Source organism: Microbacterium sp. SYP-A9085, from assembly GCF_009649635.1.
In the GTDB taxonomy this organism is placed as follows: Bacteria; Actinomycetota; Actinomycetes; order Actinomycetales; family Microbacteriaceae; genus Microbacterium.
In genome coordinates, this window is the sequence record NZ_WJII01000003.1 from 166225 (window position 1) to 188056 (window position 21832).

At 71.0% G+C, this 21832-nt stretch carries 22 protein-coding genes; 9 read left to right on the forward strand and 13 right to left on the reverse strand.

The window, feature by feature from the left end; translation table 11 throughout:
• Nucleotide 1: 1 nt before the first annotated feature.
• Both GH740_RS08525 and GH740_RS08530 read right to left on the reverse strand, forming a co-directional pair.
• Nucleotides 2–715 carry a hypothetical protein gene (locus tag GH740_RS08525; RefSeq protein WP_367641177.1) on the reverse strand — a complete coding sequence of 238 codons (714 nt, stop codon included), beginning with the start codon at nt 713–715 and terminating at the stop codon, nt 2–4.
• A 130-nt stretch (nt 716–845) separates the two neighbouring features.
• Nucleotides 846–2999: a bifunctional polysaccharide deacetylase/glycosyltransferase family 2 protein gene (locus tag GH740_RS08530; RefSeq protein ID WP_367641179.1), complete on the reverse strand. Its 2154-nt coding sequence runs from the start codon at nt 2997–2999 to the stop codon at nt 846–848.
• A 102-nt stretch (nt 3000–3101) separates the two neighbouring features.
• Here GH740_RS08530 and GH740_RS08535 point away from each other — a divergent pair, with 102 nt between their 5' ends.
• Nucleotides 3102–3356: a hypothetical protein gene (locus GH740_RS08535; protein WP_153745689.1), complete on the forward strand. Its 255-nt coding sequence runs from the start codon at nt 3102–3104 to the stop codon at nt 3354–3356.
• Nucleotides 3357–3558: 202 nt separating this feature from the next.
• Here the strand turns inward: GH740_RS08535 and GH740_RS08540 are convergent, their stop codons facing one another.
• From GH740_RS08540 to GH740_RS08550, 3 genes are all read right to left on the reverse strand, one after another.
• Nucleotides 3559–4056: an HNH endonuclease gene (locus GH740_RS08540; RefSeq protein WP_153745690.1), complete on the reverse strand. Its 498-nt coding sequence runs from the start codon at nt 4054–4056 to the stop codon at nt 3559–3561.
• A gap of 300 nt (nt 4057–4356) precedes the next feature.
• Nucleotides 4357–5253, reverse strand: a complete 897-nt coding sequence (locus GH740_RS08545) for a M23 family metallopeptidase (RefSeq protein ID WP_153745691.1) — start codon at nt 5251–5253, stop codon at nt 4357–4359.
• A 225-nt stretch (nt 5254–5478) separates the two neighbouring features.
• Complete coding sequence (locus GH740_RS08550; RefSeq protein ID WP_153745692.1) at nt 5479–6177, reverse strand: metal-dependent transcriptional regulator; 699 nt, start codon at nt 6175–6177, stop codon at nt 5479–5481.
• 139 nt (nt 6178–6316) lie between these two features.
• Here GH740_RS08550 and serC point away from each other — a divergent pair, with 139 nt between their 5' ends.
• Complete coding sequence (gene serC / locus GH740_RS08555; RefSeq protein WP_153745693.1) at nt 6317–7435, forward strand: phosphoserine transaminase; 1119 nt, start codon at nt 6317–6319, stop codon at nt 7433–7435.
• Between the two features lie 9 nt (nt 7436–7444).
• On the opposite strand, the gene GH740_RS08560 is transcribed toward serC, so the two are convergent.
• Both GH740_RS08560 and GH740_RS08565 read right to left on the reverse strand, forming a co-directional pair.
• Nucleotides 7445–8200 carry a DUF3027 domain-containing protein gene (locus tag GH740_RS08560; protein WP_153745694.1) on the reverse strand — a complete coding sequence of 252 codons (756 nt, stop codon included), beginning with the start codon at nt 8198–8200 and terminating at the stop codon, nt 7445–7447.
• The gene (locus GH740_RS08565; RefSeq protein WP_153745695.1) at nt 8184–8564 is read right to left on the reverse strand and encodes a cold-shock protein; all 381 of its coding nucleotides are present in this window, start codon (nt 8562–8564) and stop codon (nt 8184–8186) included. Before GH740_RS08565 ends, GH740_RS08560 begins: the two co-directional genes overlap by 17 nt.
• A gap of 121 nt (nt 8565–8685) precedes the next feature.
• Here GH740_RS08565 and GH740_RS08570 point away from each other — a divergent pair, with 121 nt between their 5' ends.
• From GH740_RS08570 to GH740_RS08580, 3 genes are read left to right on the forward strand one after another with little or no spacing between them, the layout of a single operon-like run.
• A complete protein-coding gene (locus GH740_RS08570; RefSeq protein ID WP_153745696.1) occupies nt 8686–8964 on the forward strand; it encodes a multidrug ABC transporter ATPase in 279 nt (92 codons plus the stop codon).
• Nucleotides 8965–10707: a helicase-associated domain-containing protein gene (locus GH740_RS08575; protein WP_367641184.1), complete on the forward strand. Its 1743-nt coding sequence runs from the start codon at nt 8965–8967 to the stop codon at nt 10705–10707.
• A gap of 11 nt (nt 10708–10718) precedes the next feature.
• Nucleotides 10719–12359 carry a DNA repair helicase XPB gene (locus GH740_RS08580; RefSeq protein WP_153745697.1) on the forward strand — a complete coding sequence of 547 codons (1641 nt, stop codon included), beginning with the start codon at nt 10719–10721 and terminating at the stop codon, nt 12357–12359.
• A gap of 181 nt (nt 12360–12540) precedes the next feature.
• Here GH740_RS08580 and GH740_RS08585 read toward each other — a convergent pair whose 3' ends face one another.
• The 6 genes from GH740_RS08585 to folE all read right to left on the reverse strand — a co-directional run bounded on the left by GH740_RS08585 (nt 12541) and on the right by folE (nt 18153).
• Complete coding sequence (locus tag GH740_RS08585) at nt 12541–14382, reverse strand: bifunctional UDP-sugar hydrolase/5'-nucleotidase (protein WP_367641186.1); 1842 nt, start codon at nt 14380–14382, stop codon at nt 12541–12543.
• Between the two features lie 140 nt (nt 14383–14522).
• Entirely contained in the window at nt 14523–14690 is a 168-nt protein-coding gene (locus GH740_RS08590; protein ID WP_153745698.1) for a helix-turn-helix transcriptional regulator, read from the reverse strand.
• A 20-nt stretch (nt 14691–14710) separates the two neighbouring features.
• The gene (locus GH740_RS08595) at nt 14711–15415 is read right to left on the reverse strand and encodes a pyrimidine reductase family protein (protein ID WP_153745699.1); all 705 of its coding nucleotides are present in this window, start codon (nt 15413–15415) and stop codon (nt 14711–14713) included.
• On the reverse strand, nt 15415–16230 hold the full coding sequence (gene folP / locus GH740_RS08600; protein ID WP_153745799.1) for a dihydropteroate synthase: 816 nt from the start codon (nt 16228–16230) through the stop codon (nt 15415–15417). The genes GH740_RS08595 and folP overlap by 1 nt, the downstream gene beginning before the upstream one ends.
• Before the next feature lie 77 nt (nt 16231–16307).
• Nucleotides 16308–17531, reverse strand: a complete 1224-nt coding sequence (locus tag GH740_RS08605) for an NAD(P)/FAD-dependent oxidoreductase (protein WP_153745700.1) — start codon at nt 17529–17531, stop codon at nt 16308–16310.
• 22 nt (nt 17532–17553) lie between these two features.
• A complete protein-coding gene (folE, locus tag GH740_RS08610) occupies nt 17554–18153 on the reverse strand; it encodes a GTP cyclohydrolase I (protein ID WP_153745701.1) in 600 nt (199 codons plus the stop codon).
• Nucleotides 18154–18255: 102 nt separating this feature from the next.
• On the opposite strand from folE, the gene GH740_RS08615 reads away from it, so the two are divergent.
• The 4 genes from GH740_RS08615 (at nt 18256) to GH740_RS08630 (ending at nt 21824) form a co-directional block, all read left to right on the forward strand.
• Entirely contained in the window at nt 18256–18957 is a 702-nt protein-coding gene (locus GH740_RS08615) for a metalloregulator ArsR/SmtB family transcription factor (protein WP_153745702.1), read from the forward strand.
• A gap of 13 nt (nt 18958–18970) precedes the next feature.
• Nucleotides 18971–19663, forward strand: coding sequence for a response regulator transcription factor (locus GH740_RS08620; protein WP_153745703.1), 693 nt, complete (start codon nt 18971–18973; stop codon nt 19661–19663).
• A 97-nt stretch (nt 19664–19760) separates the two neighbouring features.
• Nucleotides 19761–21419: a sensor histidine kinase gene (locus GH740_RS08625; protein ID WP_367641190.1), complete on the forward strand. Its 1659-nt coding sequence runs from the start codon at nt 19761–19763 to the stop codon at nt 21417–21419.
• A gap of 117 nt (nt 21420–21536) precedes the next feature.
• Nucleotides 21537–21824: a WXG100 family type VII secretion target gene (locus tag GH740_RS08630; RefSeq protein WP_153745704.1), complete on the forward strand. Its 288-nt coding sequence runs from the start codon at nt 21537–21539 to the stop codon at nt 21822–21824.
• Nucleotides 21825–21832: the final 8 nt, after the last annotated feature.

Below are 21832 nucleotides of genomic sequence, written 5' to 3' on the forward strand. Positions count from 1 at the left end.
CTCACCCCACCGCCCGCATCCGCTCTCGACGTCCTGCGACCGGCGCCGCCTCGGCGAGCCCGACCGGATCCACCGCCACACCGCCGGTGTCGTCGGGGAGCAGCATCCGCGCCCGCCGCGGCAGCGGCCGGTAGCGGCTGGTCACGCTGACGGTGAGGGTGCGTCCGGTGAGGTAGCCGTGCCCGTCACCCACGCCCGACCATTCCGGCGTGTCGATGCCCAGGGACGCCTCCGCCTGCGGCCACACGCCCTGCACGAGCAGCACCGTGCCCTTCTCACGCAGCCGGGCCGACAGCCGTGCTGTCTCGGCGTCGCCCACCCGCCCGCCCGGGCGCACTGCCACCACCGGCAGCACATCCGCCACGGTGGCGGTCACCGCGAGCCAGCGCGCGCCGGGATCGGGGATCAGCACGAGCCGGGACAGGTCGACCCCCAGCTGCTCGGCCGCCTCGGCGCCGAGCTCGGGCATCCCCACCACGGCGCACCACGACCCCTCCTGCGAGGGTCGGGCCAGCAGCGCGAGCAGCAGCGACGCCGACGGCGCGACGCTGTACGCGGCTCCCGGCCGCAGACCGCCGCCGGGCAGCAGCGCGGCCAGGGCCGGGAGCGTCGGCAGCACGGGCGCGTCCAGCCGCCGCCCCTGCATCTGCTCCAGCCGAGCCCGCAGACGCGACACCTCCGCCGTCGCGGCCTGTGCCCCCATGGTCGCCCTCACTTCTTCATGCTAGAACGAATGTTCTAGATGATCAATCATGAGAGCGACGATAAGCACCCCTTCCGACATCCCAGAGCACTGATCCGTCGACTATGTTCGAGACTCGCGGTTCACCACCGCCCGCACGGTGTCAGGAGCTGTCGGCGCGGGCGGCCGGCACGTGCAGGCTCCCGTAGCGCTCCATCCGATGCCAGCGCAGCCGAGTCCCCGCCACCGCGGTGAACACGGACTGGATCACCACGAGGTACATCAGCTGCCGGTACACGAACTGCTGCAGCGGCAGCGCCCACAGCGCACGCATCGGCTCGCGGTCCAGCGCCAGAGCATACGCCGCCATCACCATCTGCAGCGCCAGGAAGCCGAGCCACAGCGCGACGATCCACAGCGGGTCGAGGAAGATCAGCCCGTAGATCGCGAACAGGTCCACGACCGGAGCGAACAGCGGCAGCAGCACCTGCAGCACCAGCAGGTATCCCAGCCCCCGCCGACCCAGCTTGCCCGCGCGTCCACGCTGCACCATCGCGCCGCGGTGCTTCCACATCGCCTGCAGGGTCCCGTAGCACCAGCGGTACCGCTGTCGCCACAGAGCACCCAGGCTCTCCGGCGCCTCCGTCCACGCACGCGCGTCGTCCTGGTAGACGACGCGCCACTGCGCGCGGGCGAGCGCCATGGTCAGGTCGGTGTCCTCGGCGAGGGTGTCATCGCTCACGCCGCCCACCTGCTGCAGGGCGGTGCGTCGGAAGGCCCCGATCGCCCCCGGGACGGTGGGCATGCACTGGGCGATGTCGAACATGCGCCGATCGAGGTTGAAGCCGACCACGTACTCGATGTGCTGCCACGCGCCGAGGACTCCGCGACGGTTCGCGACCTTCGTGTTGCCGGACACGGCTCCGACCGCGGGATCGGCGAACGGGCGGATGAGTCGGGCGATCGTTTCCGGCTCGAACACCGTGTCGCCGTCGACCATCACGATCAGCGCGTGGGACGCCGCCCGCAGTCCGGTGTTCAGCGCGGCGGGCTTGCCCGCGTTGGGCTGACGGATCACGCGCACCTGCGGCAGTCCGAGAGCGGTCGCACGGGCGGCGGTATCGTCGGTCGACCCGTCGTCCACGACGATGATCTCCACCGGATGCGTCGATGCGGCGATCGAGCGCACCGCCGCCTCGATCCCGGCGGATTCGTTGTACGCGGGGATGATCACGGTGACCGGCTCGCGTGTCACCGCCGGACGCCACCGCCGCCGCTCCCGCGCCGACGCACGCGCGTGGCGGACGGCCGTGGTCATCACGAGGATGACGCGCACGAGCGTGATGGCGCCGCTGATGAGCAGCGCCCATGCCAGGACGGTGACCAGGATGTCGCTGACCCGCACGGCGGTCAGGAGCGCGCCCGCCGCTATCCGCTCCCCGGGGTCGGCCATGCGCATCGTGTCCCGGACCCCGATCGCGTCGCCCACGGTGGTGACGCGGTACCGGTCGGCGGACCACTGCGTGAGTAGGCCGTCGAGGGCGGCGACCGTCTCGGAGCGGTCACCTCCGCCGTCGTGCATGAGCACCACGGCGCCCCTCGCACTGTACGGAAGCACGTTCGCCTCGATCGCGGCGGCGCCCGGACGCTGCCAGTCCTCACTGTCCAAGGTGGACAGCACCGTGAGGTAGCCCTCGGCCGAGGATGCGGCGATCGCCGCCCACGACGCGGGGGTCACCGCACTGTTGGTCGAGCTGTACGGCGGGCGCAGCAGGGACGTCGTCCGTCCGGTCGCGGCGATCACCGCCTGCTGCGCGCCTTGCAATTCGATCGTGCGCTGCCAGGCGGAGACCGCTCCGAGATCGGTGTGGGTCAGGGTGTGGATACCCACCTCGTTGCCGTCCGCGACGATCGCGCGCACGACGTCGGGATGCTTCATCACCTCGTTGCCGACCACGAAGAACGTGGCGTGCACCCCGTGCCGGCGCAGCACCTCGAGAATCTTGGGGGTCCACACCGGGTCGGGTCCGTCATCGAATGTCAGCGCGATGGTGCGCCGGGGCGGTCCGCTGGTGCGCACATCGATCGTGCGCGCATCGATCACGGCCTTTCCGTCGAGCACGGCACTGGGGACGTGACCGATCCCTGATGCCCCCGCTGCGCTGTCGTCGGTGATGCCGGCGTGATGGCGCAGGTAGCCCTGCAGCGTGAGGGCGACCGCGACGAGGACCATCAGGGTGCCCAGGACGATCCAGTGCGCGCGCACCCGGCGGTGGCGGGCACGCGCTCTCCTGTGCGGGCCGGAACGGGTCGTCACGGGCGCGAAGGCGGCGTTGGCTTGCGGGTCTGACCCGGCGCGGACCCGCTCTTGCCGGGGGGATCGGGCGATCGGCCGGGAGCACTGGCCTGCGGTGACGGTGTGGGTTCGGAAGCGGGCACCGCACCGGGTGCCGGTGCGGTGGTGGACGGCGACGGCGTCGCAGCAGGCGGGGAGGCGACCGGAGCCGGGACCGACGTGGTGCGCCTGGGCGCCGGGGACGTCTTCCGAGTCGTGGAGGCGGTCGGCTGCGGCGACGGCGAGGTGGCCTTCTCCGCCGCGACCGGCGGCTGCGGCAGGAAGGGCGCCTCGATGGTCGGACCACCCACCAGGGCGCTCACCAGCAGCACGACGTAGGACAGCACCGTCGTCAGTGTGATGCCGGCGGCCACGCGCACGCCGCGCAGCCTGCGCCCGCTCGCGTCGACGAAGACGGGCGTGTGCTGTGCGGATTCGCGAATGCCGCGACGAGTGCCCGCAGAGTCGGTCATGCCACCTCCGTGCGCCGAGTCTACCGGCGGCCCCATCCACGCGTCCTGCGAGCGGTCCGGGCGGTGCCTCAGGCGGCGAGCGCCAGATACGGCTCCCAGCGCGGGTCGGTGCGCTCGACGCCGCGCACCATCCACTGCGGGCCATGCGGCGGCCGGGGCACGACCTGCAGGTCCCAGGACATCTCCTGCGGCGTCCGGTCGCCCTTCTTGTTGTTGCAGCGCTGACAGCACGCCACGAGGTTCTCCCACGTGTCGGCACCGCCGCGTGACCGGGGCAGCACATGGTCGATAGTGGCGGCGTGCCCGCCGCAGTATGCGCAGTGGAAGCCGTCGCGCCGCAGCACGCCGCGCCGCGTCACCGGCACCCGCCGGGAGTTGGGCAGCCGCACGTACCGGGTGAGGATGATCACCGCGGGTCTGTCGTACGCGCCGCGCGCGGCGAGCACCGGCTCGTCCTCGACGCGCTCGATGATCGTCGCCTTCTCGTTCATCACCAGGACGAGGGCCCGACGGAACGAGACCACAGCGAGCGGCTCGTATCCTGCGTTCAGCACCAGTGTGCGCATGTGTCATCCTCACGAACGGTCCGAGACGGCTTCCCGGACGATCGACTCGAAGACGCGTCGCCTCACACAGGGTATGAAAAAAGGCGCCGCCTCACGGGCGACGCCTTGGTCGCCGCACGCGCGGTGCGGCATCCCGTCTCATGATGCCGGAGGACGAGCAGGCCGAGCGCATCCATGGTGCGGATGCGTGGTGTGCTGCCCATCGGCGTCCCTTTCGCTTGACTCAGCGTCCGGGATTAGAGTAGCCCCAATGACGCACCGCCCGCCGAGGGGGCGGGCGGTGTGTCGAGACGGGATGCCTCAGCCGGCGTTGGCGCGCAGCCATGCGAGCGGGTCGACATGGGTGCCGTTGATCATCACCTCGAAGTGGAGGTGATTCGCGGTGGAGCGGCCGGTGCTGCCGACCAGGCCGATGACCTGCCCCACCTGCACCTTCTGCCCGGACGCGACCTGGCGGCTGCCGTAGCGCATGTGGCCGTACAGCGTCGTGACCTTCTGGCCGCCGATGACGGTGTCGATCGTGACCGCGACGCCGTATCCGAAGTACGACTCGCTGGACACGTTCACGGTCCCCGACGTCGCGGCGAAGATCGGCGTGCCGCCGGCGTCGAGCAGGTCCACGCCCTGGTGCTCGCCGCCGCGCGCCCCGAACCCGTCGCCGATATGGTCGACCTTCGCGAGCGGCCAGCGGATGGCGCCGGTTCCGGGGCCGGTCAGGTTCAGGTTGATCTTCGCAGAGGAGTAGCTGGCGGCGGCAGCAGCGGCCGCAGCGGCTTTACGCGCACGGGCGGCGGCGGCGGCTTGCGCCTCCCGCTTCGAGATCTCCCCCGACGTCGTGGCGGAGTAGCTGCTGCGCGACAGGCTCGCCGGCTGGTCATGGGATGCCACGACCAGTGACTGCGCGTCGTCGAACGCCGCCTGCTGGATGGTGCGGGTCTCCGGGCCCGACGTCGCCGCGGCGAACGCGGGGATCGACACCGTGCCGACCAGCGCGACGATCACACCGACGACGGCGAACCGGCGGGCCGGCGACTTGCGTTTCGCGGCCGGCGCGGAGCGCCGCCCGCCGCGACGCGTCTGCGGGCGAGCCGGCGCCTGGGAGCGGGTGGATGCGGTGCGCAGGCCGCGTCGGGTGGGAATGACCCCTCTCCCGGACTCGTCGGGCACGAGTTCGGTCGAGTCGTTCTCTTCAGCCAAGCTGACCTCCGTAGCCTCCGGGCCCGGCACGCGGCCGACCTCGGGCTCGTCGGATAGCTTCTCGGCACACAGTCGGGACAATGTGCGATTCGACTGCACGGACGACGAGCCTGTGAGGCGATCCGTACAGCATCCGTCGGCGGGCTTCTCGCCTGTGGACCGTTCGAGGCTACCCGAATATAACGAATATGTCACGCGGGGTGACCGGGAATCGCCCGAATGGACTCACGCCTCGTCGACGAGGAACACGTGCGAGGCGACCTCGACAGGCAGTTCGAGCCCTTCGTCGGAGCCGTCCATCTGCACGAGGACGTAGCCCTCGCTGTAGCGGTACTCCCCGGTGGCGCCGGGGACGACGCCGGCGCCGCGCAGCTGCTCGAGCAGCTCGGGGTCGACCTGGGCGGGCTCCGCCAGGCGCCGCACCGTGCCGCGCAACGGCCCGCCGACGGCATCGAGCTTGCGGACAAGACCCACCACGCCCTGCTCGAACTGGATCGACGCCGTCCCGCCCAGCTGGTCGAGCCCGGGGATCGGGTTGCCGTACGGGGATTCGGTCGGGTGGCCCAGCAGCTCGACCAGGCGCCGCTCCACCTGCTCGCTCATGACGTGCTCCCACCGGCACGCCTCTTCGTGCACGTAGGCCCAGTCCAGTCCGATGACGTCCGAGAGCAGGCGCTCGGCGAGGCGGTGCTTGCGCATCACGTCGACGGCTTTCTGCCGCCCGGCATCGGTCAGTTCCAGGCGACGGTCGTCGGAGACCACCACGAGCCCGTCGCGCTCCATCCGGCCGACCGTCTGCGAGACCGTCGGCCCGGAGTGCCCGAGCCGCTCCGAGATGCGCGCGCGCAGCGGGACGATGTTCTCCTCTTCGAGTTCGAGGATCGTGCGCAGGTACATCTCGGTGGTGTCGATCAGGTCAACCATGGTGCGTCTGTGCCCTCCGCGTCGCAGCCGGCGCGTCGCCGTGCGCTCTCCAGCCTAGTCGGCGGGACGACGCCGGACCCGGTCGCCGCCGGCCGTCATCCGGCGGGGACGCGGCATCGGCCGCACCTAGAATCGACCCATGACCAACGTCGCCCTGCCTGCCGACCTTCTCCCCTCCGACGGCCGCTTCGGGTGCGGCCCGTCGAAGGTCCGCTCGGAGCAGGTACTGGCACTGGCGGGGCCGGGCGCGTCGATCCTGGGCACGTCGCACCGCCAGGCGCCGGTGAAGAACCTGGTGGGCAGTGTGCGCGAAGGGCTGGCGGAGCTGTTCCGCCTCCCGGACGGATACGAGATCGTCCTCGCCAACGGCGGGTCGACGGCGTTCTGGGATGCCGCGGCCTTCGGCCTCATCGACGCACGCGCGCAGAACCTCGTGTTCGGCGAGTTCGGCGGGAAGTTCGCCGCCGCCGCCGCAGCGCCCTGGCTGCAGGCGCCGGACGTGCGCCGCGCCGAGCCGGGGACGCGCGCGGCCGCCCAGCCGGTCGCCGGTGTGGACGTGTACGCGTGGCCGCACAACGAGACCTCGACCGGCGTCGCCGCTCCCGTCGAGCGGGTGCGCGGCGATGACGGCGCGCTCACCGTGATCGACGCCACCAGCGCCGCGGGCGGCATCGACGTCGACATCGCGCAGACGGACGTCTACTACTTCGCGCCGCAGAAGAACTTCGCCGCCGACGGCGGCCTGTGGTTCGCGGCGGTCTCCCCCGCCGCGATCGAGCGCATCGAGCGGATAGCGGCATCCGACCGCTACATCCCCGCATTCCTGAACCTGAAGACGGCGGTGGACAACTCGCGGCTGAACCAGACGCTGAACACGCCCGCGCTGTCGACGCTCCTGCTCATGGACGAGCAGGTCCGCTGGATCAACGGCAGCGGCGGGCTCGCCTGGGCCGCAGGCCGTACCCGGGAATCGTCGGAGGCCCTGTACGCGTGGGCCGAGGCATCCGCGTTCGCGACGCCGTTCGCCGCCGACCCCGCCGACCGCTCCCCGGTCGTGGTGACGATCGACTTCGACGAGACGGTGGATGCCGCGGCCGTCGCGAAGAGCCTGCGCGCGAACGGCATCGTCGACACCGAGCCGTACCGCAAGCTCGGCCGCAACCAGCTGCGCATAGCGACATTCGTGGCGATCGAGCCCGACGATGTGCGCCAGCTCATCCGCTGCATCGACTACACGGTCGAGCACCTCGCGCAGTAGCGCGGCAGGTCACTCCTCGTCGTCGTCTGACTGGTCCTCGTCGTCATCCGAGTCGTCCTCGTCGTCATCCGAGTCGTCCTCGTCGTCATCCGAGTCGTCCTCCTCGTCGTCTGACTCGTCCTCGTCGTCGTCCGAGTCGTCCTCGTCGTCGTCATCCGAGTCGTCGTCTGACTCGTCCTCGTCGTCCTCGGCGGACGGGTCGAGCTCGTCGATGTCGACGCCGTCGAGGTCGCCGGCGTGCAGGATCGGCGAGTCGTCCGCGTCGAAATCGACCGCGTCCTCGTCGTCGTCGGCGTCCTCATCGAGGTCGTCATCGTCGTCATCGAAGCCCCCGTCTGCGGCGTCGACATCCTCGTCCAGCTCGTCCGCGGTGTCGTCGGATGTCTCACCCGCGACGGCCGCGGCGGCAGCCTGCTGCGCCTGGTACTCGGCGAGGCGGACCGCCCACGGCACCCATTCGGGGGCCAAGAGCGCTGTCTCACCCGGCAGCAGCTCGGTCTCCAAGACCGTCGGCTCGGCATCCGGGACGACCGCGAGGCTCACCGTCCAGAACCAGCCCGGGTATCCCGGCATCCGGTTCTCGAACAGCAGCGAGACGATCCCGTCACCCTCGACGCGGTAGCCGGCCGGGTCTCCGACGGTCTCCGGGCGGGTGATCTCGTGCAACGCGCGCAGAGCCAGATCATGCGCGGCCAGCAGCCGCTCATCGGGCAGTTCCTCGGTGGGCGCCGGGACGGCGTCGGGCTGCTCAGGCGTCGAAGTCATCGGCGACCTTACGCAGCAGTGCGGCGACCTTCTTCGCGTGCGCGCCGGACGGGTAGCGCCCGCGGCGCAGATCTCCGCCGATGCCATCGAGCAGCTTCACGAGGTCCTCGACGATCACGGCCATGTCGTCGGCGGGTTTGCGGGACCGCTTGGCCAGGCTCACCGGCGCCTCCAGCACCCGCACCGACAGGGCCTGCGGTCCGCGGCGGCCGTCGGCGATGCCGAACTCGACGCGCGATCCGGCCTTGACGACCGCCCCGGCGGGCAGCGCCGTGGCGTGCAGGAAGACGTCCTGGCCGTCTTCCGAGGAGATGAAGCCGAAGCCCTTCTCCTCGTCGTAGAACCTGACCTTGCCGGTGGGCATGAGTACCTCGCTGGAACGGGGCGCGCGCCCGCAGGCGTGCAGACGTGCATGGGAGTGGAAAGGACCCGAAGGTCCTGTCGTCCAGCCTACGGCACCTGCGCGCGGCGGTAGGCTGGAAAGGATGAGCGCTCCCACTCCGTCCGGGGATGTCCCGGTCCGCCGGATCGACCGGATCCTGTCCTTCAGCGCACTCGGGCTGCTGGTGCTGTCGGTCGTCTGCTTCTTCGCGATCATGATCGGCACGGCGACGCACGCGGAGTTCAACCAGGGGATCTGGCCGGTGATCGGCATCATCGTCTACATCGCCCCGATCGTCGCGTTCGTGATGATCATGGCAGTCGTCATCATGAGCTTCGTGCGCAGGTCCCGGGCGAACAGGGCCACCGGCCGGGCGCGCTGAGTGTCCGACACCTCTGACGAGCGCGCGCTGGCGAGAAGGCTGGCGCAGCTGGCCGCGGACGGGCTCGCCGAGCTCCTGCACGTGCGGGGCGTCTCCGCGGGAGCCGCGTGGCGCGACTGCTTCGACGCCGCCGAGGCGCTCCTGGAGGCGTCCTCGATCGACCAGGCGCTCGCAGTGCTGCCCCGGCCGCAGCTGCAGGCGCTCGCCGAGGCGACGGCCGACGACGCGCCGGTGGATGCCGCGGCCCAGCCGGCCCTGGATGCCGTGGCGCTCCTGCATGCTGACGGGCGCCCCCTGGCCGCCGTGGCACAGCGCCTTGTCGCCGTGCTCGACGAGCGACCCGACGCCGTGGCCGCCGTGCCCGCGGTGGGCGACCCCGCCCCGGCCGACGACGACGTCACCGCGGCCTGCGCGGAGCGGGCGACGTCCGCCGTCCGCGCGCTCACCGACCTCGTCGCGCACGCTGCCGACCAGCCCGTGCCCGTCACCGGCGCCGGCGCGGTGACCGCCGTCGAGCGGCGGGCCCTGATCGAGCACCGGATCGTCGCCGACGGGGCCGAGCTCGACGATCTCCTGGCGCTCGCATCCGCTGCCGGGCTGCTGACGCTCGCCGACCGCGCGTGGCGGCTCACCGAGACCGGAGCCGCCTGGCTGCCGGGCGCGGTCGTGGGACGCTGGGCCGCCGTCGCGACCGGCTGGCGCAATGCCCTGCCGGCGGTGCTGCGCACGCGGACCGGTGGCTACCTTCCGCCCGCCGCGTGGGCGGCGGTGGTCCCCCTGGACCCGCAGTGGCCCGCGCTCGTGTCGACGCTGCAGGAGTGCGCCGCGCGCTGGGCTCTGATCGCCGCGGACGGGTCGGAGCCGGCCTGGGCCGCGGCGCTGCGCCGCGGCGACGCCCCCGACGTCGCCGCTCTCACCGCGCTCCTGCCTCGAGAGATCGACCGGATCTACCTGCAGGCCGACCTCACCGCCATCGCCCCGGGGCCGCTGCGATCCGCACTGGACCTGCGGTTGCGGACCATGGCGCTGCGCGAGTCGCAGGCGCAGGCATCCACCTACCGCTTCACCGCCGACACGCTCGCGGCGGCGGTGGCGGGCGGCGAGGATGCCGCGTCGGTGCGTGCATTCCTGTCCGACCTGTCACTGACCGGCATCCCGCAGCCGCTGGACTATCTGATCGAGCAGGCGGCGGCCCGGCACGGCCTGGTCAGGGTGGGGACGGATGCCACCACCGGCCGCACGCGCGTGGTGAGCGCCGACGCGCACCTGCTGCGCACGATCGCCGTGGACCAGTCGCTGCGCTCGGTGGGCCTGGCCCGTGACGGCGACGCCCTGGTCTCCCGCGTGTCACGCGACGCCGTGTTCTGGTCGCTCGCCGACGCCCGCTACCCGGTCGTCGCGGTGGATGCCGCGGGTCTGCCGGAGCCGCTGCGCCGAGGACGCGCGCCGCATCCGACGGCACCCGAATCGGACGGTTTCACCGCGCTGCTGCCGCTGGCCCTGCAGCTGCTCGCCAACAGCGCGGAGGACGCGGACGCCGCCTGGCTCGAGCGCGAGCTGGAGCAGGCCGTGCGCACCCGCAGCGAGATCGACGTCACGGTCCGGATGCCCGACGGCAGCGAGCGCCTCTTCACGATGGAGGCGACCGGGCTCGGCGGCGGCCGGCTGCGCGGCCGCGACCGCGCCGCTGACATCGAGCGCACGGTGCCGGTGGCGAGCATCGTGGGCGTGAAGGCCCGGTAGACTGGACGGTCATGTCCGACGGCCCCCTCATCGTCCAGAGCGATCGCACTGTTCTGCTGGAAGTCGCGCATCCGGACGCCGAGACGGCCCGCCATGAGCTGGCGATCTTCGCCGAGCTGGAGCGGGCTCCCGAACATGTCCACACCTACCGGATCACCCGGCTCGGACTGTGGAACGCGCGCGCGGCGGGCCACGAGGCGCAGGACATGCTGGCCACTCTCGACCGGTGGTCGAAGTTCCCGGTGCCCTCGTCTGTGTCGGTCGACATCCGCGAGACGGTGAACCGGTACGGACGCCTCGTGATCGACCGGGACGAGGCGGGCACGCTCGTGCTGCGCTCGACGGATCCCGCGGTGCTGGTCGAGGTGTCCAAGAACAAGCGCATCCAGCCGCTGCTCATCGGCCACCCCGCCCCGGACGTCTACGTCGTCGACGCGTGGGCCCGCGGCGCTATCAAGCAGGAACTCCTGAAGATCGGCTGGCCGGCGGAGGACCGCGCGGGGTACACGCCCGGCACGCCGCATCCCATCGCCCTGCGCGAGGACGGCTGGCACCTGCGGCCGTACCAGCACACCGCCGTGGACAAGTTCACGGCGGGGGGCTCGGGCGTGGTCGTCCTCCCCTGCGGCGCCGGGAAGACGCTCGTGGGCGCGGCGGCGATGGCCCAGACGAAGACCACGACGCTGATCCTCGTGACGAACACCGTCAGCGCACGGCAGTGGCGCGATGAGCTGCTGCGGCGCACGAGCCTCACCGAGGCGGAGATCGGCGAGTACTCCGGTCAGATGAAGGAGATCAAGCCGGTCACCATCGCGACATACCAGATCCTGACGGCGAAGCGGAAGGGCCAGTATGCGCACCTCGCGCTGCTGGACGCGCTGGACTGGGGCCTTATCGTGTACGACGAGGTGCACCTGCTGCCGGCGCCCGTGTTCAAGCTGACCGCGGACCTCCAGGCCCGGCGTCGGCTGGGTCTGACGGCCACGCTCGTGCGCGAGGACGGCCGGGAGGGCGACGTGTTCAGCCTCATCGGGCCCAAGCGCTTCGACGCGCCGTGGAAGCAGATCGAGGCGCAGGGATTCATCTCCCCCGCCGTCTGCTACGAGGTGCGCGTGGACCTGCCCGACGACGACCGGCTGGAGTACGCGGCCTCCGCCGACGAGGAGCGGTATCACCTCGCGGCCACCGCGCCAGCCAAGATCGGCGTCGTGAAGGAGCTCGTCGCCAAGCACCGCGGCGAGCGGATCCTCGTGATCGGCCAGTATCTCGACCAGATCGACGTGCTGGCCGAGGCGCTGAACGCGCCGAAGATCACGGGCGCCACGCCCGTGGACGAGCGCGAGCGGCTGTATCAGGCGTTCCGCGAGGGCACCATCGACCTGCTCGTGGTGTCGAAGGTCGCCAATTTCTCGATCGACCTGCCCGAGGCATCCGTCGCGATCCAGGTGTCCGGCACATTCGGCTCTCGCCAGGAGGAGGCGCAGCGGCTGGGGCGGCTGCTGCGGCCGAAGGAGTCCGGCCGCACCGCGAGCTTCTACACCCTGATCGCGCGCGACACCGTCGACCAGGACTTCGCGCAGAACCGGCAGCGCTTCCTCGCCGAGCAGGGCTACAGCTACACGATCCTCGACGCCGACCGGCTCGCCGCCTGACGCTCCTCCGCGGCGACCGCCCGTGCGCGGCGTCGGAGACTCTGCCCGCCACGCCGTGCTCCACGCCCCGGCCACCGCGTGTCGCTCACGGTCTCCTGCAGTGGGCACGGGATGCCGCGGGCAGCCGCGGGCACGGAACGGCCGGTGACTCCCCACCGGCCGTCCGCGTCGAACCCGCCTCCTATTGCATCGTGATCCGCTGCAGCGCACCCGGGGTGTACGGGCTGTGCGCGGTCAGGTACGCGGCGAACGCGTCGATGTCCAGCCCGCCGTAGTAGACGTTCTGCGCACCGAGGAACGTCCCGAACCCGTCACCGCCGCCCGCGAGGAAGTTGTTCGTCACCACCCTGTAGGTTGTGGCATCCTGCAGCGGCTGACCGTTCAGCGTCACCGCGCCCAGGGTCGTCCCCGAGTACGTGTACGCGAAGCCCGCGCTCACCTGCAGGATCTTACGACCCGACCCGGCGTTCACACCGCTCCACTGCTCGGTCAGCAGCTGCTTGATCTGCGCTCCGGTCAGGTCGAGTGAGACGAGGTAGTTGTTGAACGGCTGGACCGTGAACGCCTCCTCGAACGTGACATCCCCCGGCGCCTCGCCCCACGACGAGGCGTTGTAGGTGAGGTCGGCACGGATGCCGCCCGGGTTCATCAGCGCGATCACCGGCGTCGCGTACGGACCCACGACACTCGGGTCGGCCAGCTGCGCGTCCGCGATCAGGTCGCCGAGCGCGGATTCGCCCGCGGCGTTCTGCGTGCGCGTCACGTCGCCGGAGATCTGGCCGATCACCCGGCTGGCGATCGGCTTGACCAGCTCCTTGTAGTGGGCGATGATCGCGGTCTCCGCCGGGTCCTTCGCGACATCCCGCGTCACGAGCATGTTCGCGCTGTGCACCGAGGTGCGCACGATGTCCTGCGTGCGGCGGTCATACGTGAGCGTCGTGTCGGTGAACAGGCGCCCGAACGAGGAGGCCGACGTCACCATGCGGTCGTTGCCGGCCGGGTCCTTGATGTCGCACACGTACGGCTGGTGCGTGTGGCCGGAGACGATCATGTCGATCGCGGGATCCAGGTTCTTCGCGATCGGGATGATCGGGCTGGTCGGGTCGAGCTGCGCGCCGTTGGCGCACGCGGCGTCGTACGACGGGTTCACCGTGTACGCAGTGCCGTCGTGGTACCAGGTCTGCTGCCCGGGCACGCCGCCCTGGTGGATCAGCACGACGATGGCGTTCACGCCCTGCTTCTTCAGGACCGGCACGAGCGCGTTCGCCGTGGCGACCTCATCCTTGAACTCGAGGCCGGCGACACCGGAAGCCGTCACTATCGTGGGCGTGTCCTTCAGCGTCATCCCGATGAACCCGATCTTGACGCCCTTGATGTTCTTCACCACGTAGGCGGGCAGGATCGTCTGGTTCGTCCCCTGCTTGACGACGTTCGCGGCGAGGTAGTCGAAGCTCGCACCGGGGAACGTGCCGTCGGGGCACGAGTTCTGGTTGTTCGCGCCGTCTCCGTCGTCGATGCAGCCGCCATCGGCCATCCGCTGCAGCTCCTGGTAGCCCTCGTCGAATTCGTGGTTGCCCACCGCTGACACGTCGAGCTTGAGGGCGTTCATCGCGAGGATCGACGGTTCGTCGTGGAACGCGCCGGACAGCAGCGGCGAAGCGCCGATGAGGTCGCCCGCGGCCACGGTCAGGGAGTACGGATGTCCCTCTCGGGCCTGCGCGAGGTGGGTAGCGAGGTACTCCACACCGCCGACGTCCTTCGTGACATCCGTCGGCTTCGTCGCTCCGGCGGGAAGCGTGTGGTCCACGATCAGCCGGCCGCTGGAGCCGCCGGGCGCCTCGAGGTTGCCATGGAAGTCGTTGAACGACAGCAGCTGGATGTCGACGGTGGGCCCGTTCGGCGGGTGCGGCTTGTTCGGTGCGGCCTGCGCCGGGCCGCCCATCGCGATGGCGAGGGCTGCCGTGAGGGCTATCGCGGCGGCTCCTGCCAGCCGCGGGCCGGAGGGGATCTTGCGAGTTTCCACGGTTGTCTCCGTTCATTCACTCCGCGCGCCGACGGGTTCTGCCGTGCACGATGGGAGCGAAACTAGCGCAGACCGGAGTCCAACTGAACCCTCCAGATGAATTCCCCCAGAACGGGCTGAGTCCTTTTGCCGACGCCGCGTCAGTCGGCGACGTACTGCAGCAGGTCGCCGGGCTGGCAGTCCAGGGCGCGGCAGGTCGCCTCGAGCGTCGTGACGCGCGCCGTGCCGTATGCAGGAGATCGTCCACGCCACGCCGGGAGCATCGGCTGGCACGCGGCGCGTCGGGCACAGTCTCCGACGCCGGGCACGCGCGGGATGCCGACGGCGACTACCGCGCGTAGCGCAGGAACACGAACCCGTCGTCGTCGTGCAGGATGCTGCGCAGGGCGTAGCCGCGGTCGCCCTCGGTCGCCCCCTGGGCGATCCTGCCGGCTCCGCCGCCGACGACGCGGGGCGCCAGGGTCAGGCACAGCTCGTCGACGACATCCGCGTCCAGCAGTGACCCGAACAGGTGCGGGCCGCCCTCGCTGAGCACCTGCGTCATCCCCTGCGCGGCGAACTCCGCGACCATCAGCCCCAGATCCACCGTCGCGTCTCCGCAGACCAGCACATCCGCGACCTCCGCCAGCGCCTCCCGGCGCTCGTGCGGCGCGGACGCGCGGGTCACCACGATCGGCCGGCTGGTCGCATCGGCGAACACCGAGTCGTCCGGCGACAGGTCGAGCCGGCCGCTGACGACCGCCAGGCGGGGCGCCGGCGAGAGCCCGTGCGTGCGCCGCCACGCGGCATCCTCCGCCGTCGGCTGCACGCCGCCGTACCCCTCGACGCGGACGGTCCCGGCGCCGACGAGGATCACGTCGGCCATCGCCCGCAGCACCTCCATGAGCGCACGGTCGGTCTGCCCGCCCAGCGTGCCGCTGCGACCGTGCAGCGAGACCGCGCCGTCGACGCTGGCGACGAAGTTCATCCGCAGGCTCGGGATGCCGCGGTCGCCGAGCGCATACGCGGCGAACAGGTCGTCCCGTGTCGGCATCAGTCGTTGCCCTCCGGCCTCGTGTTGTGCAGCATGTACACCGGCTCGCGCCAGCCGAGGATCGTCTCGACCATCCGCAGCGCGTCCACACTCTCCCGCACATTGTGCACGCGGACAAGCCGGGCGCCCTGCGTCGCGCAGAACACGGCCGCCGCAAGGGATCCGGCCAGCCGCTCGTCCCGGTCCCGGTCCAGCGTCTCGCCGATGAAGTCCTTGTTCGACAGCGCCACAAGCAGCGGCAGGCCAAACACCGCCAGCTCCCCCAGCCGCCGCGTCAACTCGAGCGAGTGCCGCGTGTTCTTGTTCAGGTCGTGCCCGGGATCGATGATGATCCGCTCCAGCGGCACCCCACGCGCCACAGCCAGGTCGACCCGGGCGCGCAGGAACGCCGCGATGTCGCCGATGACGTCCTCATACCGCGGCTGCGGCAGCTGGGTGCGCGGGACGGCGAGGCTGTGCGCGACCACGAGCGTCGCGTCCGAGTCCGCCACGACATCCGCCATCGCCGGGTCGTGCACGCCGGTGGTGTCGTTTATCACGGCAGCCCCTGCGGCGATGGCGGCCTCCGCGACCCGGGGCTCGAACGTGTCGACGCTGACCGGGCCGAACGGCGCGAGCTCACGCACGACCGGGATGACCCTCTCGATCTCCTCGTCCACGGGCAGCGCCGGGCCAGGCGCGAACTTCACGCCGCCGACGTCGACGAGGTCGGCACCGGCGGCGAACGCCGAGCGCCCCGCCGCGACGGCCGCGTCCAGCGCGTACGTCGTCCCGTGGTCGTAGAACGAGTCCGGCGTGCGATTGACGATCGCCATCACCGCGAATCGGCGCGAGAAGTCGATCTCTCGATCGCCGATCCGGCGTGCCGGATGCTCCAGACGGGGAGCGACGATCACGCGGTGACCAGAGCGTCCAGGGCGACCTCCGGGTCGGCCAGCGCGTCCAGATCCACGTCCTCGCCCGAGGCGATCAGCTTCTGCACGGTCTCGTTGACGTCCCAGATGTTGACGTTCATGCCCGCGACCACGCGCCGGCCCTGCACCCAGAACGCGACGAACTCGCGCGCGTCCACGTCGCCGCGGATCACCATCTGCGCGTCCTTCATGAGCGGCGGGTAGCCGCTGAGCTCCATGCCCAGGTCGAACTGGTCGGTGTAGAAGTACGGGATCATGTCGTGCACGGCATCCTTGCCGAGCATGGCGCGCGCGGCGACCGGGCCGGCGTTCAGCGCGTTGGCCCAGTGCTCGCTGCGCAGGCGCTGGTTCAACACTGGGTGCATCGCATTGGCGACATCCCCCGCGGCGAACACGTCCGCCGCGCTCGTGCGCAGCGACGCGTCGGTGAGGATGCCGCGCTCGACCTGAAGCCCGGCGGCCTCGGCGAGACTCGTGTTGGGGATCGCGCCGATGCCGATCAGGACGAGGTCTGCCGGGACGGTCTGCCCGTCCACGAGGACGCCGGTCGCGCGGTCGGTGCCCTCGATCCGCTCGACGTTGACGGATGTGCGCAGGTCGACCCCCTGCTCTTCGTGCAGGCGCCGGAAGACGTTGCCCATCGTCTCGCCGAGCGCTATCGCCAGCGGCACCGCGTCCCGCTCGAGGATCGTGACCTCGTTGCCGAGCTGGCGGGCGGTCGCGGCGACCTCCATGCCGATCCAGCCGGAGCCGATCAGCACGAGCTTCTTGCCGCCGGCGGACAGCTGTGACTTCAGCTGCTCGGAGTCGGACAGGCGGCGCAGCATGTGCACGCCGGGCAGATCGTGGCCGGGGATCGGCAGCACGCGCGGCGACGATCCGGTCGCCAGCAGCAGCTTGTCGTAGGAGAGCGTCGAGCCGTCGGAGAGGGTGACGGTGTGCGCGGCGGGGTCGATGGCGGTGGCCGCGGTCGAGGTGCGCACGTCGATGCGCTGCTCGCGGTACCAGTCGTCGGGGTGCAGGACAACAGCATCCAGGCCCTCGTCGCCCTTCAGGAAGCCCTTGGACAGCGGCGGCCGCTGATAGGGCGTCTGCGCCTCGTCGGCGACGACGGTCACATCGCCGTCGTAGCCCTCCTCGCGCAGCGTCTGGACCGCCGAGCCGGCAGCCAGTCCTCCTCCGATGATGACCATTCCCGCCATGGCGTTTCCTCTCGTCCTTCGTCTAGTGTGCCGTGGGCGCGAAGCGCGCACGCAGCTGGTCGTCGTCGCGCAGCGCGCCGCGGAACGCGCTGGTCACGGTGGTGGTGCCCGCGGAGCGCACACCGCGCAGGGACATGCACATGTGCTCCGCCTGCAGCACCACGCCCACGCCGCGGGGCGCGAGGTGATGCATGAGGTGGTCGGCGATCTGCGCAGTCAGGGTCTCCTGCACCTGCAGGTCGTGGGCGAACAGCTCCACGACGCGGGCGAGCTTGGACAGCCCGACGATGCGCTCCCCGGGGAGGTAGCCGACGTGGGCGACGCCGCGGAACGGCAGTAAATGGTGTTCGCAGACGGAGGTGAACGGGATGTCGCGGACCAGCACGAGGTCCTCGTAGCCGCTGTCGTTGGGGAACGTGGTGAGCATGAACCCGTCGGGCTCGGTCATCTCCCGCAGTGCTGCCACGACGCGGCGCGGCGTCTCGGCCAGGTGCGGATCGGTCACGTCGCGGCCGAGGGCCCGCAGCAGGTCGGCGACGGCGCGCTCGGCGGCGACGACGTCGACCCCCGTCTGTTCGTCCGGGTCTTCGACGGCCGCCAGCGGCGCGGCTGTTGTGGACATGCGCTTCTCCTCCGGGCCCGGTGCGACACGGGGCTCGGTTTCGAGATTAGGACCGCAAAATTCTTTTGTCAAGAAGTGCACTTTTAGAGTATGCTCTCGGGCATGGGCGTCATCTCCGACAACCGCACAGCAGCCCTCGGCGCGCTCGGGGACCCCGTGCGCCGACGCATCTATGACGTCGTCGCCGGGGCACAGGATGCCGTCGGCAGAGACGCTGCCGCGGCCGCCGCGGACATCCCCAGGTCCACGGCGGCCTTCCACCTCGACCGCCTCGTCGAGGCGGGGCTGCTCACCGTCGAATACCGGCGCCTGTCCGGCCGCAGCGGCCCCGGCGCCGGCCGGCCCGCGAAGCTGTACCGGGCGACGTCCGGTGAACTGATGGGCTCGATCCCGGAGCGCCACTACGAGCTGGCCGGCGAGCTTCTCGCCGCCGCCGCGGAGCGCGCCGACCGCGAGGCCGTGCCGATGCGCGAGGCCGTGCCGGCCCAGGCCCGCGAGCTGGGCGCGCAGATCGGCGCGGACTGCGAGAGCGTCGAGGCCGCACTCACCGCCTGCGGATACCAGCCGGATACGGGCGAGGACGGGGCGGTGCGACTGGAGAACTGCCCGTTCCACGCATTGGCCGCCCGGCACACCGAGCTGGTCTGCGGCGCGAACCTCGCTCTCGTGCAGGGCATCATCGACGGCACCGGCGACGCGCGCACCCCGCATCTCGTCCCCCGCGACGGGCACTGCTGCGTGGAGGTGAGGGCTCTCACCGAAGCCGCTCGCCGCGAACATCCCACATCCGCGGCGGGCGGATAAGCATAATGGGCACATGACCGCACCGCGCATCCTTGTCGTCGACGACGAACCGAACATCCGCGATCTGCTCATCACGAGCCTGAGATTCGCGGGCTTCCAGGTGCGGGCCGTCGCCAACGGCGCGCAGACGATCTCAGCCGTCCTCGAGGAGGAGCCGGACCTCATCGTGCTGGATGTGATGCTGCCCGACATGAACGGCTTCAGTGTCACGAAGCGCCTGCGCGGCGCCGGGTACACCGCGCCGATCCTGTTCTTGACCGCGAAGGACGAGACCGAGGACAAGATCGAGGGCCTGAACGCGGGCGGCGACGACTACGTCACCAAGCCGTTCAGCCTCGACGAGATAGTGGCGCGGATCCAGGCCATTCTGCGGCGCACGATGCAGACTGACGAGGAGTCGGTGATCCGCGCCGGCGAGCTGACGATGGACCAGGACACCCACGACGTGTTCGTGGCCGACACGCAGATCGAGCTCAGCCCCACCGAGTTCAAGCTGCTGCGGTACCTGATGCTGAACCCGAACCGGGTGCTGAGCAAGGCCCAGATCCTCGACCACGTGTGGGAATACGACTTCAACGGGGACGCGGGGATCGTGGAGAGCTACATCTCGTACCTGCGCCGCAAGATCGACCCGCACTCGTCCGAGTCGCTCATCCAGACCAAGCGCGGCTTCGGCTACATGCTGAAGGCCGGCAAGTCTGCCTGACGCGCACGCGCCCCCGGGAGCGGAACTGTCCAGACAGAAGCCCGACGCCGTCACCGGGTGGTGGCGGAGCCTGAGCCTGCGCGCGAAGGTCACCGGCGTGACGGTGGCGGTGCTCGCTATCGGACTGTTCACGGTGGGTACCGGCACGATGATCTTCCTGCGCGGGGCGCTGGATGCCAACCTCGACGCGCAGGTGCAGCAGCTGGGCAGCGCCGACCCCGCCAAGAGCGTGTTCGACATCACCGACGGCGCCGCCGGCACGCTCGTTTTCACGCCGAAGCCGTCCGCGTCGCTGGACGTCACCGGCGTGTTCGTCGCGGTGTACGGCGCCGACGGACGGCTGCTGGCCTCGGCGGGGCCGCGGGCCGAGAACACCCCCGTGTTCCCGACCACGGTGACCCTCGCGCAGGCGAACATCCGCGGCACCGCCCCGTACGACATTCCGGGCACCACGGGCGTCGATTTCCGCGCGAGCGTCTCGCCACTGCTGTTGAACACCCGTCCCGACCTGCTGACCCAGCTGGTCGCGCTGCCGACATCCTCGGTGAACCGGATCGTGGGCACGTTCCTCGGCATCTACAGCATCCTCGCCCTCCTGACGATCCTGATCGGCGCGCTCGGGACCCGGCTGCTGGTGACCCTCGCGTTCCGCAGTCTGGGGCAGGTGGAGGCGACCGCGATGTCGATAGCGGCGGGCGACTTCAGTCAGCGGATGACGAAGATCGAGCCCGAGCACACCGAGGTCGGGCGGCTGAAGATCGCGATCAACGCGATGCTGGCGCGGCTGGACGGCGCGCTCGGTGAGCGCGACTCGGCGGTGCGGCAGATGCGGCGGTTCGTCGGCGACGCCAGTCACGAGCTGCGCACGCCGCTGGTCACGGTCCGCGGCTACGCAGAGCTGTACCGGATGGGCGCCATCCGCGGCGACGAGGACGTGAGCCTGGCGTTCGAGCGGATCGAGAAGGAGGCGATCCGGATGGGCGCGCTGGTCGAGGACCTTCTCGCGCTCACGCGCCTGGACGAGCGGCACGAGCAGCTGCAGATCACCCCCGTCGACCTGCGCCCGATAGCCCGGGATGCCGCCCTCGACATCCGCGCCGCCTCGCCGCGGCGGGTGGTGTCCGTGAACGACACCACGACGGCGGTGGCCGATCAACTGCCGGCCCTGCGCCTGCCCACCGAGCCGATAACGGCGGCGACCGGCACCGCCCCGGCGAGGCGGCGCGGCGTGCCCAGTCCGCGCAGCCTGCTGCGGCGCCGGCCCCGGTCGCATCCGGCCCCGGAGCTCGCCGGGCACCTGTCCACGCCGCCGGAGGTCGCCGCGGCGCTCGGAGTGCCGGAGCCGGTGGTGCTCGGCGAGGAGAACCGCATCCGCCAGGTGGTCGCGAATCTGCTCGCGAACGTCCGCCGGTACACGCCCGACGACTCCCCGATCGATCTCGCGGTAGGGGTGGATGCCGCAGCCGGCATGGGCTGGATCGCCATCGCCGACCATGGCGAGGGGATCCCCGTGCAGATCCGCAAGCAGATCTTCCAGCGGTTCTGGCGCGCCGACAACTCACGGACCCGCGAGACCGGGGGGTCGGGCCTGGGGCTGTCGATCGTCGCGTCGATCGTGGACCTGCTGCACGGGACGGTGGATGTCACGGACACGCCGGGCGGGGGTGCCACGTTCCGCGTCTCGCTGCCGCTGGCCGACGGGGGCGCCGCGGAAGACCGGCAGCCGGCGCGCCGGCCCGACGACCCGGCCGACTGAGCGTCGCCTCCTCCCCAGCCGGGACGCGGAGGCACGTTGTCCACGGATGCGCTGCCCGGGCGTCCGCGCGTGCGCGGCGGCCGTAGCGTGGGGCGAAACCCAGCGAAGGGAGCCCTCATGGCCGTGTACTCCGTCGACAGCGACGCCGTCATCGCCACCACCGCCGCGGTTCGCGGCTGTGCCGACCGCCTGCAGGGCGAGACGCAGGCGATGCTCGCTCAGCTCACAAGCCTGCAGGGATCCTGGACGGGTGCGGCCGCCGCGGCGTTCGCGGGCGTCGTCGACCAGTGGCGGGCGACACAGGTACAGGTCGAGCAGACGCTCGCCGCCATCAATACGGCCCTCGCCGCGGCCGGCCGACAGTACGCCGAGGCCGAGCAGTTCAGCGCATCGCTGTTCCGGTGAAACGCGAA

What these genes read in the sequence shown, in the direction of transcription:
- GH740_RS08540 (WP_153745690.1), bottom strand. Translation starts at nt 4,056, where the DNA reads ATGCGCACACTGGTGCTGAACGCAGGATACGAGCCGCTCGCTGTGGTC.
- GH740_RS08550 (WP_153745692.1), bottom strand. Translation starts at nt 6,177, where the DNA reads ATGGTTGACCTGATCGACACCACCGAGATGTACCTGCGCACGATCCTC.
- serC (WP_153745693.1), top strand. Translation starts at nt 6,317, where the DNA reads ATGACCAACGTCGCCCTGCCTGCCGACCTTCTCCCCTCCGACGGCCGC.
- GH740_RS08560 (WP_153745694.1), bottom strand. Translation starts at nt 8,200, where the DNA reads ATGACTTCGACGCCTGAGCAGCCCGACGCCGTCCCGGCGCCCACCGAG.
- GH740_RS08565 (WP_153745695.1), bottom strand. Translation starts at nt 8,564, where the DNA reads ATGCCCACCGGCAAGGTCAGGTTCTACGACGAGGAGAAGGGCTTCGGC.
- GH740_RS08570 (WP_153745696.1), top strand. Translation starts at nt 8,686, where the DNA reads ATGAGCGCTCCCACTCCGTCCGGGGATGTCCCGGTCCGCCGGATCGAC.
- GH740_RS08580 (WP_153745697.1), top strand. Translation starts at nt 10,719, where the DNA reads ATGTCCGACGGCCCCCTCATCGTCCAGAGCGATCGCACTGTTCTGCTG.
- GH740_RS08595 (WP_153745699.1), bottom strand. Translation starts at nt 15,415, where the DNA reads ATGCCGACACGGGACGACCTGTTCGCCGCGTATGCGCTCGGCGACCGC.
- folP (WP_153745799.1), bottom strand. Translation starts at nt 16,230, where the DNA reads ATGGCGATCGTCAATCGCACGCCGGACTCGTTCTACGACCACGGGACG.
- GH740_RS08605 (WP_153745700.1), bottom strand. Translation starts at nt 17,531, where the DNA reads ATGGCGGGAATGGTCATCATCGGAGGAGGACTGGCTGCCGGCTCGGCG.
- folE (WP_153745701.1), bottom strand. Translation starts at nt 18,153, where the DNA reads ATGTCCACAACAGCCGCGCCGCTGGCGGCCGTCGAAGACCCGGACGAA.
- GH740_RS08615 (WP_153745702.1), top strand. Translation starts at nt 18,256, where the DNA reads ATGGGCGTCATCTCCGACAACCGCACAGCAGCCCTCGGCGCGCTCGGG.
- GH740_RS08620 (WP_153745703.1), top strand. Translation starts at nt 18,971, where the DNA reads ATGACCGCACCGCGCATCCTTGTCGTCGACGACGAACCGAACATCCGC.
- GH740_RS08630 (WP_153745704.1), top strand. Translation starts at nt 21,537, where the DNA reads ATGGCCGTGTACTCCGTCGACAGCGACGCCGTCATCGCCACCACCGCC.